A 17,312-nucleotide genomic window follows, 5' to 3' on the forward strand; every position below is an offset into this window, starting at 1 on the left:
GTGTGCGGGCGAACTTCAAACTGCGGCACGGGGCCGCTTTACAATATCGTGCGGCAATGTCAGCGTGGCCGGTAACTGCTTAATCCACGGGGATTTCCATGTATCGTTTTGCCTTCGCCCTCACGCTGATATCGACACCTGCACTCGCGCAGGTGGCCACGCTGTCGGGCACGGACGGCCAGAATTCGTTGGGCACCGTGCCCTGCGCCGCCTTAGCCGGAGAACCATTGTCCAGTTGCCCCGCCGAACTGCGCCACAAAGAGGATGGTACAGCAACGCTGGCCGTTCAGCTCAGCACCGGAGAAGTTCGACGGATCTATTTCACTGACGGCGTGCCGGATTCCAGCAGCTCGACCGCGAAGATTTCCTACGAAACACCGGGCGATAAGATGGTCATCTTTATTGAGCCCGGAGAAGTCTACGAAATCCCGCAGGCGGCACTGAAAACTCAATAGGCGTGTGGGCGACCGTCCCAGGTTTCGAAACAGCCGGTATTTTCCGGCGACAACGCTTCAAATCGAGCGACCAGCCCAGTCACTGCCTGTTCCACCGTGATTTCGGCCGCTGCGCCCCCCATGTCCGTTTGCACCCAACCGGGGTGATAAATGCCCACGGAAATCCCGTCAGCCCGCAGGTCGCTGGCGAGGTTCCGGCCCAGATTAAGCGCTGCCGCCTTGGAGGCGCGATAGATATAGCTGCCTCCCGGTGCGCGCGTATGCGATGCCATCTGAGACGACAAGATTGCGATCTTGCCCCTTCCGGCGCGCAGATTGGGCAACAGCGCCTGAACTGTCAGGAACACGCCAGTCACATTGGTAGCAAAGCTCTGCGCCCACATCTCGGCCGGGTAACCGTCAATCCCCTGTCCCTTGTCCAGATATACACCGGCGTTACAGATCAGAAGATCGACGGGACGGGCTGTCAGCGCTTCGGACATCGCCGCGTGCTGGGCCGGGTCGGTGACATCCAGCGCCACCTGGGCGCCGTTGTCACGGGCGGTTCCCGTTACCTCATCGCCCTGAGCACGATAGTGACCGGCCAGAGCCTTTCCGATTCCGCGATTGGCGCCGGTGATGACGATATGCATAGTTCAGTTCGTTTTACGACTGGGAATGAAAGGCAGCGGCGCAACCGGAACACCGTCTTCGATCAGCGCCCGCGCCTCCTCTGGCCCAGCCTCACCATAAATCGCACGTTCAGGCGCGTCACCCAGGTGCATTTTTCGGGCCTCGGTGGCAAATTCCTTACCTACATAATCCGAGTTTTCTTCGACCTTGCGGCGGATATCGGCAATCGCCTTTTCGATCTCAGGCGCAGGTGTGGCTACGTCGATGCTTTGGGCTTGGGGCTGTTTCGCAACAGCGGGCACCGCACTGCGCGCTGGCCGCACCCGAGGCGTCATGATTGCCTTTTCAACGTCCGAACACCCGCAGACGGCGCATGTCACCATGCCTGCGCCAGACAGTTTGTCGAAGGCAGCAGCAGATTGAAACCAGCTATCAAAGCTGTGGCCCTCTTTGCATTTCAACGCGTATTGAATCATGGTCGGTCCAACTGTCGGTCGGCGAATAGATACCAACCGAAATGGTAATATCAAGCCCTTCTGTCAGCGCAGCATACGCCTGGACAGCCGTTGCACCAATTCCTCATGGGGTATATCGGCGTCCACCGCCAAACGGCGCAGGCCGAAATGCACGTGCGCAATTTGCTGATAATACCGGGTGTAGACATAATTTGTCCCGCCGCCCGCCAGCGCGCCCAGCAAAGGTACAGATTGCACGGCAAGTTTCTGCCCCAGAACCACCGATAACTTCGGTGCCACAGTGGCGATCAACCGCTGCACGGTCGGGCCGGTCAACGTCAAGCGAACCGAGAAAAACCCCATATCCGCCCCGTCGTCATGGGAAAGCGGTCCAGCGGCGGACAAAACCCGGACGCAATCGAATTTCACACCTTCTTCGGCGGGATCAAACCCTTCCCGCGCGGCGGCACCCTGAATAGAGCGCAAAAGCATTGTCGTCGTTGCAGGCAACTCCATCAAAGCCGTAGATACGCCGCCCAGGCCACCAGCGGCGCCCATCGCAGTGGCGACTGCCGTATTCACCCAGGGCGGCTGATCGGGCACTGCGCGGCGCGAACCTTGCGCCGCTTGCATCGCGACCCAAAGCGCCTGTTCCGTCGCACTTGTCAATCCCTGCCTGACCGGCTCGGGCAGTTGTTCCAGCAGGGACTCCGCCGATCCGCCAAGCCGGTTCAACAGTTTGATGCCTGCTCCGCCGGCGGCCTTATAGTGTTCTGCCAGACGATCCAGTTCGACCTCGGGATCGATTTTTTCGACCAGAACCACGTCCTGCATATACGCCCTCCTGTTCAGGAAAGATCGGTATTTTGCAGCTGGTTTTCAATGGGTCAGTGTGTCCATCGAGTGACAGCGCCTTGAATTCCGTCCCAGTCACCGGGCGCAAGTTCTAGCCCGAGAACACGGTCCGGGTTGGTCGGAGGCGGCATCTCGATACCCTGCAAACGCGTGAATCCGAACCGGGCGTAATACGGCGCATCCCCGACCAACATGACACGATTCCAGCCCTGTTGGCGCCCGGCTTCAACACCTTGGTGGATCAAGTAGCCGCCCAGCCCTTCGCCCTGATGGGTTGGGTGAACGGCAACCGGGCCCAGCAATAATGCATCGTGAACCCCGATATGGACGGGCCAGAACCGAATTGCGCCAGCCAGAATGCCTTCACCATCGCGGGCCACCTGCGACAGGCCGGCAACCGGTGGGATATCATCGCGCAGCCGGTAAGATGACAATGCCTCGCGACCGGGCGCAAAGCACAGGTCATACAGGGCCTCGACCTCCCACCAATCCTCCGGCTCTTCCGGCCTGATGTTGAACTGCTGCACCCCAGCCCTCTTTTCCTTGCTGGAATTCGCCCTAGCACTTCGTTACGCCTTGGGCAAACGCTTGGAGATCAGATGTTCTATCGCCCTGAAGATGGCCACGGCCTGCCGCACAACCCGTTCAACGCTATCATAACCCCCCGTCCCATCGGCTGGATCTCGACGCGGGACGCAAACGGGATCAACAATCTTGCGCCCTATTCGTTCTTCAACGGTGTCGCCTACACACCACCGCAGGTGATGTTTGCAACTACCGGAACCAAGCACGATCAGGATGGGGGCAAAGACAGCGTCGCCAATATCCAGGCGACGCGTGTTTTCTGCGTCAATGTCGTCGCACACGCCCACCGCGATGCCATGAACGCAAGCTCGGCAGGTTTACCCAAGCATATCGACGAGTTCGATCATGCCGGACTGACACCGGTCGAGTGCCGAACCATCCCCTGTGCTCGGATCGAAGGCGCTCCCGCCGCGTTGGAATGCAAGCTGACGCAGATCGTCACATTGCCGGGAGAGGCCAACCGAGTGGTCTTTGGCGAGGTGACGGGAGTGCATCTGCATGACGATCATATCCGCGATGGCAGATTCGACGTCACATCCTTCAAACCGCTGGCACGGCTTGGATATCGGGATTACTCGGTCGTGACGGAACTTTTCTCACTCAACCGGCCGGATGATTGAAACGGTGCCGTGGGGGCTCTGCCCCCGCCGCCCTGCGGGCGTCTCCCCCGAGATATTTTTGGCCAGATGAAGCAGGGGATCCGTGCTTCATCTGGCTCCAAATATCCCGGAGCGCGAGGCAGAGCCTCGCATAATTCTCAATGGCCGCCCAGAATACCGGTTCGAACCGAGTAGTCCACGACCAGTTCATAATCAGGGTCGTCATCGCTATCGACCATCAGGTGGCCGGCTTTGGTCAGCAGCTTGTGGCAGTCACGGCTCAGGTGGCGCAGCATGACGCGCTTACCTGCCGCCTCATATTTGGCCGCAACATTCTCGATGGCCTGCAGGGCGGATTGGTCGACGACGCGGCTGTCGGCAAAATCCACGATCACGGTTTCCGGGTCGTTTGCCACGTCGAACAGTTCGACAAAACCATCCGATGAGCCAAAGAACAGCGGTCCCTGAATTTCGTAAACCTTTGCGCCCTGTTCGGTGGCGGAGTCGCGCGTAACGGCGTGGATGCGCTTGGCGTTGTTCCAGGCATAAGCCAGTGCCGAGACAATTACGCCGACGACCACCGCAACGGCAAGGTCTTCCATCACAGTGACAACCGTTACCAATACGATCACGAAGGCATCCATCATCGGAACCTTGAGCAGAATCTTGAACGAGTTCCAGGCGAAGGTGCCGATCACCACCATAAACATAACGCCCACCAGAGCGGCCAGCGGAATCTGCTCGATCAGGGGTGACGCAAACAGGATAAACACCAGCAGGAACATCGCCGCCGCAATGCCCGCGATACGGGTTCGGCCACCGGATTTCACGTTGATCATCGACTGACCAATCATCGCGCATCCACCCATGCCGCCGAAGAAGCCGGTCACGACATTCGCTGCGCCTTGCGCGATGCACTCTTGCGACGCACCGCCCCGCTTGCCGGTGATCTCGCCCACAAGGTTCAGGGTCAGCAAGGATTCGATCAATCCGATGGCAGCCAAAATAACTGCATACGGCAATATGATTTCAAAGGTTTCCCAGGTCAGCGGCACCATCGGGATGTGAAATTTCGGCAGGCCGCCTTCGATTGAGGCCAGGTCGCCAACACGCGGCACGTCCAGACCCATACCGATCACCAGCGCTGCCACAACCGCGATCCCGGCCAAAGGCGCGGGTACGATGCGCGTGATACGCGGCATAACCCAGATCACCGCCATGGTCAGCGCGACCAGGCCCAGCATCGTGTAAAGCTGCATGCCGGACAGCCACTCACCACCGCCCATGCCGTGGCCCGTGTTTTCCATGGTACCGGGCACTTTGAATTGCCCCAACTGCGCCAGAAAAATCACGATGGCTAAACCATTCACGAAGCCAAGCATCACCGGATGCGGCACCAATCGGATGAACCGGCCCCAGTGCATCGCGCCCGCGATGACCTGCAAAATCCCCATCAGAACAACTGTAGCGAACAGATACTCGACACCGTGCTCGGCCACCAGCGCCACCATGACCACAGCCAAAGCCCCTGTCGCGCCCGAGATCATCCCTGGGCGGCCACCGATCAATGCGGTTATTAGTCCAACCAGAAAGGCTGCATAGAGGCCAACCAGCGGGTGCACACCTGCAACGAAGGCAAATGCCACGGCCTCGGGCACCAGAGCCAGCGCCACGGTCAGGCCGGATAACAGCTCGATCCGCAGACGCGATACCGTCATCCCTTCGTCCGGCGACCAGCGCAGATCGGGTATGGCAAGGCGATTGGCAAAACTTGCCAGCATGGCTCGGGGCATGGAGTTGTCCTGTGGTTTGGGTCTGTTGGCGCGAAAGCGCCCTTTTACCTGTGCGAATCGATATGTGATACCGCGAAAATGGGATGCTGGTATGCATCCTGCGCATACCATCGCCCTGCCGATTCAAGATTCGTTCCATGCAAACCGCTGAACATACTTGCCAAATGGCACCTCGATACGCAGATAATCCGAATTGAAAACACAAAGCGGAGACAGCACGTGACCCAAACAAAAATCGCCGTCATAGGAGGATCGGGCATCTATGACATCGAAGGTCTGGAAAATGCCGAGTGGGTCACGGTTGAGTCGCCCTGGGGTATGCCGTCGGACCAGATCCTGACCGGATCACTTGATGGGGTGGGGATGGCGTTCCTGCCGCGCCACGGCCGCGGTCATGTGCATTCCCCTACCGAGGTACCCTATCGCGCCAATATCGACGCGCTGAAGCGGCTGGGTGTTACAGATGTGATTTCCGTCTCGGCTTGCGGATCATTCCGTGAACACATGGCACCCGGCGATTTTGTCATCGTCGACCAGTTCATCGACCGGACTTTCGCGCGCGCGAAAAGCTTCTTTGGCACCGGCTGTGTCGCACATGTCAGCGTTGCCCATCCAACCTGTCCGCGCCTGTCGGACGCCTGCGAAACAGCGGGCAAGGCGGCTGGCATCAACATCCACCGCGGCGGCACTTATCTGGCGATGGAAGGGCCACAGTTTTCGTCGCTTGCCGAGTCGAAGATGTACCGCGAACAGTGGGGTTGCGACGTGATCGGCATGACCAACATGCCCGAAGCGAAACTCGCCCGTGAGGCCGAGCTTTGTTACGCCTCGGTCGCAATGGTCACGGATTACGACAGCTGGCATCCTGACCATGGTGAGGTCGACGTTGCGGCTATCATAGCGACTTTGACCGGCAATGCCGACAAAGGCCGCGCCTTGGTCAAAGGTCTGCCGTCCCTGTTGGGGGCTGAGCGCCAGCCCTGCCCGCATGGTTGCGACCGGGCGCTGGAATACGCCATCCTGACCGCGCCCGAGAAGCGCGACCCGGCGTTACTCGCCAAACTGGATGCCGTTGCCGGAAGAATCCTCTGACGTTGGCGCCGTATCTTCAGTTCAGAGGTACTTGCTGACGCACGTCCTGCCACAGCCCGTGCGACCACAAATCGTTGTGCATACCGCCCGGAATGATGAAAAGCTGCGTGGACTCATCCGTTAGCTCCGCCAGCGCATGACTGTGGTGAACTGGAACGGTTTCGTCATCTGTGCCGTGAAAAATCAAAGTAGGAACTTCAATCGCCCCAATGATGTCACGGGTGGCGAATTGATCTTTCATCAGGGAGTGTACAGGCAACCATGGGTATCTTTCCGCTGCAACATCGACAGTCGCCGTGAACGGAGCCTCAAGCACCAGCAATTCGGCGTTTGGTCGCTGCTCAGCAACGGCCGCCGCAATTGCGGTTCCAAGGCTCTGACCATGGAGCACAACCTCGTCACCCTGCTCCTGGAGCTGGTCGAACAGCGCGAGCCCATCTGAAATCAGCGCCTCTTGAGAAGGTTCGCCGCCGCTACCCGGAAACCCTCGGTAGCTGGGCGCCAGAAGGCCATAACCGCTGTTGAGAATTTCGCGAAACCGGTCGGACCGGTCTGACAGATTTCCACTTTGCCCGTGAAAGAACAGAACCGTCGGAGCCCCATCAGTGGCCGGGCGCGCAGACCAACCAGTCAACTCAACACCGTCAGACATGGGAAGCGTCACAACCTCGACGTCCGCCAACCCGATCGCGCCGGGCTCAGGCAATTTGCCATCGGGTTTGTACAGCAAAGCCTGTTGGTTGAAATACATGTACCCAACCGCCGCCGCGTAGAGAACGCTGACGAGCACTACAACGGCAATCAGAACCTTCCCAACCTCAAACGGCCGAAAGCGAAAGAAAGCTTTGGGTTCGATGTCCTGCGTCTGCGTCATCCGTTCCTCCGTCACAGTGGGCTGCTCTTGAAGTCTGGGAACGTAGCGGGAAAATTCAAGAAACGCCCGCAAAGCTTAATGCAATCTTTAACTTGTTGCCCATTTACCAGCAGCGAAACCGATTCAAGCCTAACGGCCTGAAATGCCAAATAGTTACGCTGTGCTGGGTCTGATCAAAGCGACCGCGTTCAACGCGGATATCCTGCATTGTATCACCCTTTTTTCGTGGCCAGCGCGGTGTTTCTGACTGCAACTCAAGAGTCTTTGTGGCTAGAGACGCTGATGCAGCGCGTGGCAGAGCCACGAAAGGCTTGACGTTACTGCGCCACCAAGGCTTGCTGGCGCAGTAACGAAAGGGACGCCTTATGGAACTCGACTTATGGTTGGCCTTTGTGGCAGCTTCAACTGCGCTTTTGCTTATACCCGGCCCCACGGTGTTGCTGGTGCTGAGTTATGCGCTGTCAAAGGGACGCAGCGTTTCTATCGCCTCGGCCACAGGGGTGGCGGCTGGTGATTTTATCGCCATGACAGCGTCGCTGCTGGGGTTGGGTGCGCTGGTACTGGCGTCGGCCACCTTGTTTTCCGTTCTGAAATGGGTGGGTGCGGCCTATCTGGTGTGGCTTGGCCTCAAACTGCTACGCAGCGCGCCTTCGGGCGGATTGAGCCCTGTGGACACTGGAAAAGACGTCACGGCGCGCAGCGTTTTCGGCCATGCGGCGGCCGTAACCGCGCTGAACCCTAAATCGATTGCCTTTTTTATCGCCTTCGTCCCCCAATTCCTGCGCCCGGCCGAGCCGCTTGGCCCGCAATTCGCTATTCTGATTGCCACCTTTGTCGGTTTGGCATGGTTGAATGCGCTGGCTTATGCATTGCTGGCGGATCGCCTGCGCAGGACGATTGGTCGCGCAGGTGTCATCACCGCGCTAACACGCTTTGGCGGGCTGACATTGATGGGTATGGGTGTGGCCACGGCGATCCTGCGGCGCCCGGCCTGATGTCCTAATCTTCCGCGTTCTCTTTCATGAAACCGCGGATAAAGCGCCGGATTTCCCGTGCCGCGGAGGTGTCGAGCTCTTTGCACAGCTCGACAAACGCATCTCTTTCGTCCTTGTCCAGACGCAGAACTAACTGACTGTTTTTCTTGGTAGAACCCTTGCCGTCTTTCTTTGCCACGCGTTCCGTTCCTATTAATACTTGATTCCATATGCGATGCATTGTATATACATAGCATAGAAGTTGTAGTTATCGGGCACCTAACAATAAAAAAAGGATTATGGCAATGAATCTTCATGTCGCTCAGGCATTTCTTTTGCGAGATCAGCGCAACTGGCGCAAACCGCACCTATCTTGGCTTCCGGCATCGCTGTACCGCTACTACAGCCTGCCAAACACTTTAACGCGCCGCCGCAAATAGTCTCGGTCGAAAGACTTTCCTTGCATGAATGGACCTGATGGGCCAAAAACTGGCGTGTTTTTTGCCGCGAAGTAGAGTGCCCATGTCCAGAAACAAGACCGTCAAGGATTACATCCGAACCATCGTTGATTTCCCGCATGAGGGGATCATGTTCCGGGATGTGACAACCCTGTTCGCGGACCCGCGTGGATTTCGTATCGCAATCGACCAGATGTTGCATCCCTATGCCGGCGAACGGATCGACAAAGTAGTTGGTCTTGAAGCGCGCGGCTTTATTCTGGGTGGTGCTATCGCGCATCAATTGAGCGTGGGTTTCGTGCCTATCCGCAAAAAGGGCAAGCTGCCCGGCACCACCATCAGTCAGGATTACAAGTTGGAATATGGCGAGGCCATTGTCGAGGTCCACGATGACGCCATCCAGCCGGGCGAGAAAATCCTGGTTGTGGACGATCTGCTGGCCACCGGTGGCACGGCCGAGGCGGGCATCAAGCTGATCGAGCGTCTGGGGGGTGAAATCGTCTCGTGTGCGTTCATTATCGATTTGCCAGAATTGGGTGGCCGCAAGGTGCTTGAGAACTTGGGAATGGACGTCCACGTCTTGTGCGAATTCGAGGGCATGTAAAGGCAGCCGGATCACAAGAACGTGACTGGAAACACCAAAACGTCCGGGCTTAGCGCGGGCGTTTTTCATTTCAACATCTCCATTCTGTTACGGGCAGTGATCTATTTGCGATGTCGTCGCGTCCCCGGGACGATGCCAAATGAGGCATTTTCAACAAGGGAAGTTATCTCGATGTTTCGCAAAACTGCTTTCGCCAGCGTCGCAACTGTTCTTCTGGCCACTTCCGTCTTTGCTGACGGGCACAAGAAGGACATTGTTGACACCGCAGTCGGTGCCGGCAGCTTCAATACGCTCGTCGCTGCCGTACAGGCCGCAGAATTGGTTGACACGCTGAAAGGTGAAGGGCCGTTCACCGTATTTGCTCCCACGGACGAAGCGTTTGCCGCCCTTCCGGAAGGTACGGTGGAGAATTTGCTCAAGCCGGAAAACAAGGATCAGCTCGTCGCCATTCTGACCTACCACGTGGTTCCGGGAAAGGTGATGTCGACCGATCTGTCCGATGACATGTCGGCAGCCACGGTTCAGGGTGGAAACGTCACGATCGATCTGGACAACGGTGTGATGGTCAACGATGCCAACGTCGTTCAGGCCGATATCGAAGCCGACAACGGTGTGATCCACGTGATCGATAAGGTCATCCTGCCTGCATCCTAAGAAAATCCTAGGCGTGGCCCGGATAATCCGGGCCGCAGTCCTTATCGAAGCACAGCACCGGGGTTCATGATCCCCTTCGGATCAAGCGCATTCTTGATGGCCCGCATGGCTGCCAGTTTCGTAGGGTCGACATATCGCTCGACATCTTCGGTTTTCAGACGCCCGACTCCGTGTTCCGCACTGACAGAGCCGCCGAATTCATGAACCAGATCATGGATAGCATGTTTGACGATCAGTCTTTGGTCGTCGACCTCTGACCTGCTGCGCCCTTTAGGTGGAAACACGTTGTAGTGCAGGTTTCCATCGCCCAGATGCCCGAAACAATTGATGCGATAATCCCCGAGTTCTGCAACCACAGCCGCACCGCGTCGGATGAACTCGGGAATGGTCGAAATCGGAACCGAGATATCGTGGCTGGATACCGACCCGATGATCCGGTTGGCTTCGGGTATCTGTTCGCGCACTGACCACAGGTCATTCCTTTGAGACAGGTTCTGGGCGATCACCCCGTTCGTGACCAGCCCCCGTGCCTGCCCCGCCTCGTACAGGCATTCCAGGACAGCCATGGGATCTTGAGCAGATGCCAGACCCAGCTCAACCAGAACGCTCCATTCCGGGGGCGTGTCAAAGGGTTGACGGGTATTCGGCAACACTTCCGACAGGAACTCAAGCCCTTGACGGTGAAGCAACTCAAACGCGCTGACAGCCTCGCCAACCTGATCCCGCAACACCGAGAGCAGGTCGATGGCGGCTTCAGGCGACGGAACCTCAAGAATTGCCGTCCCGACCCCCGCAGGCTTGGGGTACAGCTTCAGTGACGCCGCCGTGATGATCCCCAACGTGCCCTCGGACCCGATCAGCAGGTCGCGCAGGTCGTAACCCGTGTTGTCCTTGCGAAGCCGGCTCAGACCGCGCCAGATGTCGCCGTTGGGCATCACCGCCTCCAACCCCAGACACAGATCGCGCGCATTGCCATAGCGCAGTACGTTGAGGCCACCCGCATTCGTGGCAAGGTTCCCTCCGATCCGGCAGGACCCTTGCGCCGCCAGCGACAGAGGGAACAACCGGTCTGCGGCATCCGCAGCGGTCTGGATGTCTTCCAGAATGGCTCCGGCTTCGGCAATCAAGATATTCTCAGTCGGATAAATGGCCCGGATCGCCGCCATTCGCTCAAGCGAGACTACCAATGGCTGCGGCCCATCAGGGGCCACCTGCCCCCCGACAAGCCCCGTGCCACCGCCATAGGGGACAATCGGCACACACGCGTCGAAGGCAAGTTGAACCAGCGTGCTGACCTGTTCGACCGTTCTGGGCAGCGCCAGCAACCCGGCCTGCCCCGCAAATCGGCCCCGCGGCTCTTCAAGGTAGCGCGCAGCGACAGGACACAGCACATCCTCGGGCAGTCGCTCCCGGATCTTTTGGGCAAGGCTGTCATCGGCGGGATTCAATGTCATGCCCATTCCTTGCCCAAGCCTGCGGGTCACGACAAGCCCTATTCCAATTCAATCAGATAACGGGGCTCCAGAACCACAACGGTCGGCCGGTCCGGCAGCGTGCGCAGGGCAACGACGATTTCGGATTCCCCGTCCCGCTCCACCGGAAATTCATCCCGGATGTCGATCAGGAAGCGTTCCAGAGAAAACCCGGAAAACCAATGCATCGGAATAATGATCGAACTCTTCAGTCGTTTCAGTACCTCGATCATCTCCGGCAGTGGCATCGTTGTTCCCCCGTCGACAGCGGCCATCACGACGTCCAGCCGCCCCAGCGCCGCAAATTGCTCGTCTGACGGAACGTGGTGGAGATGCCCCAGGTGACCGATGCACAGCCCCTCGACCTCAAACACAAAGATTGAATTGCCCCGTTCTTCAACCCCACCATAGGCTGAACGGATATCTGTCGACACATTGCGTACCAGCAATTCACCCAGGTCGAGATAATGGTCGATTCCCTGACCGAATTCGCCCCAACCGGGCAGGACGTAGGGAATGGCGGGATCGGGGTTGGCGGTCCAATGAGTGCTGTGCGCATGGTTCATCGTGACAATGTCGGGGATCAGATCTGCCGCACCGATAAAGCCCGTGAAATCCGTTACAGCGTTCAGCCCGCCGCGAGTCTGGATCAGAAAAGAGGCATGGGCGATATAGCTGATCCGCACCGAATACTCTGGAACCGGGTCATTCCAGGCTGCCTTGTAAAGGTATTCAATCCCCGGTGCTGCATCGGCGATGGCGATACAGTGGCTCGGCCGCCGCTCTTGCGCCGCAGCCCCGCCCGAGATCACCATCAATGCCGCAACAACCCAGCGCATGGGGGAAGTGTAGCGCAAGTTGCTGCCAAGTCATGTCCCTTGTTCATCTGGCTGCAAATATCCCGGGGGTTTGGGGGCAGAGCCCCCAATGGCCCACTAGGGCCAGCTACCCGGCGTCGGTCTTACCACGCCGATCCGACCGCAGGCTGGCATAGAGCACATGCGTCCGCCACCGTCCATTGATCTGCAGGTAGGATTGCGCGACGCCCTCGTATTTGAAGCCCGAGCTTTCCAGCAATCCTCGCGAAGCCGCGTTTTCCGGCAGACAAGCAGCCTCGATGCGGCTCAGATCCAGCCGGGTAAACGCGTGGTGAACCAATGCACCGATTGCCTCGCGCATATATCCTTTCCGCGCAAATGCCTGACCTGTCCAATAGCCAAGCGTCCCGGCCTGCGCTGGCCCCCGGCGAATGTTGTCCAGCGTGATCGCACCAAGCAACACATTGTCGCTTCGGCGAAACAGGAACAGGGGAACGGCTGTTCCGCCGGCAATCGACCGCTGGGCCCAATACACCCTGTTGGTGAAGGACTTGCGTGTCAGATGGTCCGATGCCCAGATCGGCTCCCACGGGGTCAGGTGTTCCTTTGACGCCCGCCGCAAGGCGGTCCAGTCACTAAAATCAGAGTGAACGGGAGGACGCAGGCTCAGCCGCTCGGTTTCGAGTTTCAGCTTACGTCGGCCCAACAGCATCACGCCGCACGCCTCTCCTGCAATTCGGCGAGTGTAGGTGCGCTTGAAACCGGACCGTACAGCGCCAAAGCGGCCGGGGCCTGGACGGCCATACATTCGGCGAATGCACGGACATCTTCGGTGCTGACCGCATCAATCTTGGCAACGGTATCCTCCAGCGAGGGCACCCGGCCCCAGATCTGCACCAGCCGCGCCAGGCGTTCAGCGCGGTTCGACGGGCTTTCCAGCCCCATCAGCATCCCCGCCTTCATTTGCGCGCGGGCACGGGCAACCTCTTCGGAGCTCATGTCTTCGGCGGCGCGCCTCATCTCGTCGATCGTAATTGTGGCCAGTTCTTTGACCTGATCGGCCGAAGTTCCGGCATAGATCGTGGTGGTCCCGGTATCGGCATAGGCGCCGGTCTGGGCAAAGATCGTATAGCAGAGTCCGCGCGTCTCGCGCACTTCCTGAAACAGGCGCGAGGACATGCCACCGCCCAAAGCGGTCGAATAGATCTGAGCGGTATAGATTGCATCATCACGATAGCCGGGGCTTTCCAACGCTAGCGCGAAATGGGCCTGCTCAAGCTCTTTTTCCTGCCGCGCTTCACCGCCCGTGAAACAGGCAGGTTCGGCGATCAGCCCCTTGCGCGGTTGCAAATGACCGAACATGTCTTCGGCCATTTTCATGAGCGCATCGTGATCAACCGCACCTGCCGCAGACAAGATCATCTGCTCAGGTCCGTAGTGTTCTGCCACAAAGCCCGACAGGTCCTCACGCGAAAAGGCGCTGACCCGTTCGGTCGGGCCCAGAATAGTCCGGCCCAGAGGTTGATCGTGATAGCTCTGCTCTTGCAACCAGTCAAAGATCACGTCGTCCGGTGTGTCATAAGCCTGACCGATCTCTTGCAGGATGACGCCGCGCTCGACCTCGATCTCGCGCGGATCGAAAACCGGGTTCAGAACGATATCGCCGATAACATCCATCGCCAGTGCTACGTCGTCTTTCAGCACACGTGCGTAATATGCCGTCACCTCGCGCGAGGTATAGGCGTTGATGTAGCCGCCTACATCCTCGATCGCTTCGGCAATTTGCAGCGCGGACCGGCGCTCGGTTCCCTTGAACGCCATATGCTCAAGGAAATGCGCAATCCCGTTCTGCTCAATCCGCTCATGCCGCCCGCCGGCGGTTACCCAGATGCCGATGGCCGCAGATTGCAGCCCCGGCATATGTTCACTGACGATACGAAATCCGTTCTTCAGTTGGTCTTGTCTGACAGTCACTCAGCGATGTGCCCTTTGATATGATCCTCAAGGGCGCCCAGATCGTTGGCGATGCGGGTCACCCGTTCCGGACGTTCATACAGATCAGACATGCGAGAGGGAAGAGGCGGATGCACATCGCTGGCCTTCTCGACTGCTGCCGGGAATTTCGCCGGGTGCGCGGTGGCCAACGTGATCATCGGGACGCTGGCGACGCGATGTTCTTCCGCGACCTTGATGCCGACTGCCGTGTGGGGACACACCAGTTCGGCGCTGTGGGCCAGCGTGGACTTGATCGTCGCCAGCGTCTCATCCTCGGAGACTCTCCCTGAGTCAAAACTCTCGCGCAGCGTTTCCATCGCGCCCTGGCTGACGTTGAAGCCACCACTCTTGAGTTCATCCATCAGCTGCGCAATTGCACCGCCATCCTCGCCATAGGCATAGTAAAGAGCGCGCTCGAAGTTCGAGCTAACCTGAATATCCATCGACGGGCTGATCGAGGGGATGGTGTCGCCTTTGAAATAACCCTCGCCCGAGAGGCAACGATGCAGGATGTCGTTCTGGTTGGTTGCCACGACCAGACGGTCAATCGGCAGGCCCATGCGCTTGGCCAGGTAGCCCGCGAAGATGTCACCGAAATTGCCGGTTGGCACGGTGAAGCTGACCTTGCGATGTGGCGCGCCAAGACTTACGGCAGCCGAGAAGTAATACACAATCTGCGCCAGAACGCGGGCAAAGTTGATCGAGTTCACCCCTGCCAGCTTCACCCCGTCGCGGAAATCAAAGTCGTTGAACATATCCTTCAATGCGGCCTGACAATCGTCGAAATCGCCGTCCACGGCCAAGGCATGCACGTTGCTGTCCGCCGGAGTTGTCATCTGGCGGCGCTGTACCTCGGACACGCGGCCATGGGGGAATAGGATGAACACATCCACAGCATCCAGACCCCGGAACGCCTCAATAGCGGCCGAGCCGGTATCGCCACTGGTTGCGCCAACAATGGTCACGCGATCTTCGCGACGTTTCAGGGCGACCTGGAACAGCTGACCGATCAGCTGCATGGCAAAGTCCTTGAAGGCCAGAGTTGGCCCGTGGAACAGCTCCAGCAGGAAGTGGTTCTCGTTCAGTTGTTTCAGCGGCGCGCGGGCGTCATGGCCGAACCCTTCATAGGCGCGGGCGATGATCGCCCTGAACTCATCCTCTTCAAACGATCCGCTGACATAGGGCCACATCACGCGAAACGCGATTTCCTCATAAGGCAGCCCTGCCAGCGCGGCGATCTCGTCTTGCGACATCACCGGGATTTCAGCGGGCAGGTACAGGCCACCGTCGCGGGCCAGTCCGGTCAGCATCGCCTCTTCGAAGGTCAGTTCGGGCGCTTGCCCACGGGTCGAGATGTATTTCATTTCGCGTCACTTTCAGAATTGGCGCGGTTGCGCCACAGGAAGTATCCGGTCATCGCCGCCCAGACCAGAGCCAGGCCAAACCAGGTGATTGCATATTGCAGATGATCATTTGGAATTCCCGCCGAATCCACCGGCAAGGGCGTCACGCCAGGATCGGTCACTGTTCGTGCGATCAGCAGCACTGGCTCAGCCCCTAAAGCAGCGGCCAGGTTGGGCACATCCCGGGCAAACCAGATATTGGCGTCGATATCTGCCTCGGGCGTGTAACTGTCGATCTCGTCGGGCCAGTGCAGATTGCCAGTCACCTCCATCGGACCGGTCAGGCGTTCGGCATCCTTGGCAGCCGTCGGGACAAAGCCGCGGTCCACAAGAATGGTCCGAGCCTCGGTGCTGAAAGACTGGATGACGCGGTACCCCGCCCCGACCTGTTTGACAGAGACCAGAACGTGGATTTCACCCGGCTCCATCTCGCCCGAAACGGTCACGGGCAGGTATTTGTCCGCGTCTTCGGAAACCTGCGGTGGCAAGGCGATGGGATCAGCAGAAATGCGGCTTTCGATCTCGGCCAAAACGCCCTGCTTCCACCCCATCCGCTGCACCTGCCACACGCCCAGCGACAACAGCACGCCCAGACCGGCAAGGCCGAAGATCAGCAGGAACAGAATGCGGCGCATGACAGACTCTTGTTGCAGAAACCGGCGTCTTGTTAAGGCGCGCGCGGGCGCAAATGCAACCACGCAATTGTATCGGGCGCAATCTTGCGCCCTTAACAGAGAAAAAGCCGCCCCAAGGGGCGGCTTTTGCAATTGGATCACCTGTCCGGTGTTACATCAGCGGGGCCTGACCCCAGATGTAGACGGCAAAGAACAGGAACAGCCAGACAACGTCAACAAAGTGCCAGTACCAGGCAGCGGCCTCGAAACCGACGTGTTTTTCCGGCGTGAAGTCACCTCGAAGCGCCCGGATCAGACAAACGCTCAGGAAGATCGTCCCGATGATCACGTGTGCGCCGTGGAAACCTGTGGCCATGAAGAAGTTCGAATAGAACTGGTCGCCGCCAAATTTCCAGCCATCATGGGCCAGCAGCTCATAGTATTCAAAGGCCTGAAGCGCAGTAAAGGCGATGCCCAATGCGATACCAATCGCCAGTCCCTGCACCAGCGCCTTGCGGTCGTTGCCATGCACCAACGCATGGTGCGCCCAAGTGATCGCGCAGCCCGACAGCAGCAGAACCAGAGTGTTGATCAGCGGCAGGTGGAACGGGTCAACGGCGTGGATGTCCGGCTGAATGTATTCGGTGCCGGCATAGTCGTACATCGGGTACATGCGATGCTTGAAGAACGACCAGAACCAGGCAAAGAAGAACATCACCTCGGACATGATGAACAGAATGAAACCGTAGCGCAGACCAATGCGTACAACCGGCGTGTGATCACCGGCGTGGCTCTCGGCCACGACGTCAGACCACCAGGCAAACATGGTGTAAAGGACGGCCACCAGACCGGCCCAGAAAATCCACGGGGTAATCCCATGCATCCACAGAACGGCGCCGAACAGCATGGTGAATCCGCCAATCGCACCAATCAGCGGCCAGATAGACGGGTTCAGAATGTGGTAGTCATGGTTTTTAGCGTGTGCCATCAGCGTCCCTCA

The 17,312-nt window shown here is 58.5% G+C and carries 20 protein-coding genes; 6 read left to right on the forward strand and 14 right to left on the reverse strand.

Annotated features, from left to right (window positions below; genetic code table 11):
- Positions 1 to 98: 98 nt before the first annotated feature.
- The gene (locus tag AC2TEL_RS06820) at positions 99 to 455 is read left to right on the forward strand and encodes a hypothetical protein (RefSeq protein WP_480840627.1); all 357 of its coding nucleotides are present in this window, start codon (positions 99 to 101) and stop codon (positions 453 to 455) included.
- On the opposite strand, the gene AC2TEL_RS06825 is transcribed toward AC2TEL_RS06820, so the two are convergent.
- The 4 genes from AC2TEL_RS06825 to AC2TEL_RS06840 all read right to left on the reverse strand — a co-directional run bounded on the left by AC2TEL_RS06825 (position 449) and on the right by AC2TEL_RS06840 (position 2,904).
- A complete protein-coding gene (locus AC2TEL_RS06825; RefSeq protein ID WP_480840629.1) occupies positions 449 to 1,087 on the reverse strand; it encodes an SDR family oxidoreductase in 639 nt (212 codons plus the stop codon). The genes AC2TEL_RS06820 and AC2TEL_RS06825 overlap by 7 nt on opposite strands.
- A 3-nt stretch (positions 1,088 to 1,090) precedes the next feature.
- The gene (locus AC2TEL_RS06830) at positions 1,091 to 1,543 is read right to left on the reverse strand and encodes a DUF1178 family protein (RefSeq protein WP_480840631.1); all 453 of its coding nucleotides are present in this window, start codon (positions 1,541 to 1,543) and stop codon (positions 1,091 to 1,093) included.
- A 63-nt stretch (positions 1,544 to 1,606) separates the two neighbouring features.
- Positions 1,607 to 2,356 (reverse strand): EcsC family protein, encoded by a 750-nt coding sequence (locus AC2TEL_RS06835; RefSeq protein ID WP_480902833.1) that lies wholly within the window; start codon positions 2,354 to 2,356, stop codon positions 1,607 to 1,609.
- A gap of 53 nt (positions 2,357 to 2,409) precedes the next feature.
- On the reverse strand, positions 2,410 to 2,904 hold the full coding sequence (locus AC2TEL_RS06840) for a GNAT family N-acetyltransferase (RefSeq protein WP_480840635.1): 495 nt from the start codon (positions 2,902 to 2,904) through the stop codon (positions 2,410 to 2,412).
- Positions 2,905 to 2,976: 72 nt separating this feature from the next.
- On the opposite strand from AC2TEL_RS06840, the gene AC2TEL_RS06845 reads away from it, so the two are divergent.
- Positions 2,977 to 3,582 carry a flavin reductase family protein gene (locus AC2TEL_RS06845; protein ID WP_480902835.1) on the forward strand — a complete coding sequence of 202 codons (606 nt, stop codon included), beginning with the start codon at positions 2,977 to 2,979 and terminating at the stop codon, positions 3,580 to 3,582.
- A 137-nt stretch (positions 3,583 to 3,719) separates the two neighbouring features.
- Here the strand turns inward: AC2TEL_RS06845 and AC2TEL_RS06850 are convergent, their stop codons facing one another.
- A complete protein-coding gene (locus AC2TEL_RS06850; protein ID WP_480902836.1) occupies positions 3,720 to 5,354 on the reverse strand; it encodes a SulP family inorganic anion transporter in 1,635 nt (544 codons plus the stop codon).
- Between the two features lie 219 nt (positions 5,355 to 5,573).
- Between AC2TEL_RS06850 and AC2TEL_RS06855 the strand changes: the two genes are divergently transcribed.
- Positions 5,574 to 6,446 (forward strand): S-methyl-5'-thioadenosine phosphorylase, encoded by an 873-nt coding sequence (locus tag AC2TEL_RS06855; protein ID WP_480902838.1) that lies wholly within the window; start codon positions 5,574 to 5,576, stop codon positions 6,444 to 6,446.
- A gap of 16 nt (positions 6,447 to 6,462) precedes the next feature.
- Here AC2TEL_RS06855 and AC2TEL_RS06860 read toward each other — a convergent pair whose 3' ends face one another.
- Positions 6,463 to 7,320 (reverse strand): alpha/beta hydrolase, encoded by an 858-nt coding sequence (locus AC2TEL_RS06860; RefSeq protein ID WP_480902841.1) that lies wholly within the window; start codon positions 7,318 to 7,320, stop codon positions 6,463 to 6,465.
- 365 nt (positions 7,321 to 7,685) lie between these two features.
- Here AC2TEL_RS06860 and AC2TEL_RS06865 point away from each other — a divergent pair, with 365 nt between their 5' ends.
- Positions 7,686 to 8,315 (forward strand): LysE family translocator, encoded by a 630-nt coding sequence (locus tag AC2TEL_RS06865; RefSeq protein WP_480840645.1) that lies wholly within the window; start codon positions 7,686 to 7,688, stop codon positions 8,313 to 8,315.
- A gap of 4 nt (positions 8,316 to 8,319) precedes the next feature.
- Here AC2TEL_RS06865 and AC2TEL_RS06870 read toward each other — a convergent pair whose 3' ends face one another.
- Complete coding sequence (locus AC2TEL_RS06870; protein WP_170354960.1) at positions 8,320 to 8,493, reverse strand: hypothetical protein; 174 nt, start codon at positions 8,491 to 8,493, stop codon at positions 8,320 to 8,322.
- A 323-nt stretch (positions 8,494 to 8,816) separates the two neighbouring features.
- On the opposite strand from AC2TEL_RS06870, the gene AC2TEL_RS06875 reads away from it, so the two are divergent.
- On the forward strand, positions 8,817 to 9,356 hold the full coding sequence (locus AC2TEL_RS06875; RefSeq protein WP_480840647.1) for an adenine phosphoribosyltransferase: 540 nt from the start codon (positions 8,817 to 8,819) through the stop codon (positions 9,354 to 9,356).
- Between the two features lie 171 nt (positions 9,357 to 9,527).
- Complete coding sequence (locus AC2TEL_RS06880) at positions 9,528 to 10,010, forward strand: fasciclin domain-containing protein (protein WP_480840649.1); 483 nt, start codon at positions 9,528 to 9,530, stop codon at positions 10,008 to 10,010.
- 41 nt (positions 10,011 to 10,051) lie between these two features.
- On the opposite strand, the gene AC2TEL_RS06885 is transcribed toward AC2TEL_RS06880, so the two are convergent.
- From AC2TEL_RS06885 to AC2TEL_RS06915, 7 genes are all read right to left on the reverse strand, one after another.
- Entirely contained in the window at positions 10,052 to 11,464 is a 1,413-nt protein-coding gene (locus AC2TEL_RS06885) for an FAD-binding oxidoreductase (RefSeq protein ID WP_480840651.1), read from the reverse strand.
- 38 nt (positions 11,465 to 11,502) lie between these two features.
- Positions 11,503 to 12,321: an MBL fold metallo-hydrolase gene (locus AC2TEL_RS06890; RefSeq protein ID WP_480902844.1), complete on the reverse strand. Its 819-nt coding sequence runs from the start codon at positions 12,319 to 12,321 to the stop codon at positions 11,503 to 11,505.
- A 106-nt stretch (positions 12,322 to 12,427) separates the two neighbouring features.
- Positions 12,428 to 13,012: a GNAT family N-acetyltransferase gene (locus tag AC2TEL_RS06895; protein WP_480841427.1), complete on the reverse strand. Its 585-nt coding sequence runs from the start codon at positions 13,010 to 13,012 to the stop codon at positions 12,428 to 12,430.
- Positions 13,012 to 14,274, reverse strand: a complete 1,263-nt coding sequence (locus tag AC2TEL_RS06900) for a M16 family metallopeptidase (protein ID WP_480902846.1) — start codon at positions 14,272 to 14,274, stop codon at positions 13,012 to 13,014. The genes AC2TEL_RS06895 and AC2TEL_RS06900 overlap by 1 nt, the downstream gene beginning before the upstream one ends.
- Entirely contained in the window at positions 14,271 to 15,659 is a 1,389-nt protein-coding gene (thrC, locus tag AC2TEL_RS06905) for a threonine synthase (RefSeq protein ID WP_480902847.1), read from the reverse strand. Before thrC ends, AC2TEL_RS06900 begins: the two co-directional genes overlap by 4 nt.
- On the reverse strand, positions 15,656 to 16,333 hold the full coding sequence (locus tag AC2TEL_RS06910; protein ID WP_480840659.1) for an SURF1 family protein: 678 nt from the start codon (positions 16,331 to 16,333) through the stop codon (positions 15,656 to 15,658). The genes thrC and AC2TEL_RS06910 overlap by 4 nt, the downstream gene beginning before the upstream one ends.
- Before the next feature lie 151 nt (positions 16,334 to 16,484).
- On the reverse strand, positions 16,485 to 17,300 hold the full coding sequence (locus AC2TEL_RS06915; protein WP_480840661.1) for a cytochrome c oxidase subunit 3: 816 nt from the start codon (positions 17,298 to 17,300) through the stop codon (positions 16,485 to 16,487).
- Positions 17,301 to 17,312 lie beyond the last annotated feature (12 nt).

It is taken from the genome of Ruegeria sp. HKCCD9138, assembly GCF_057220975.1.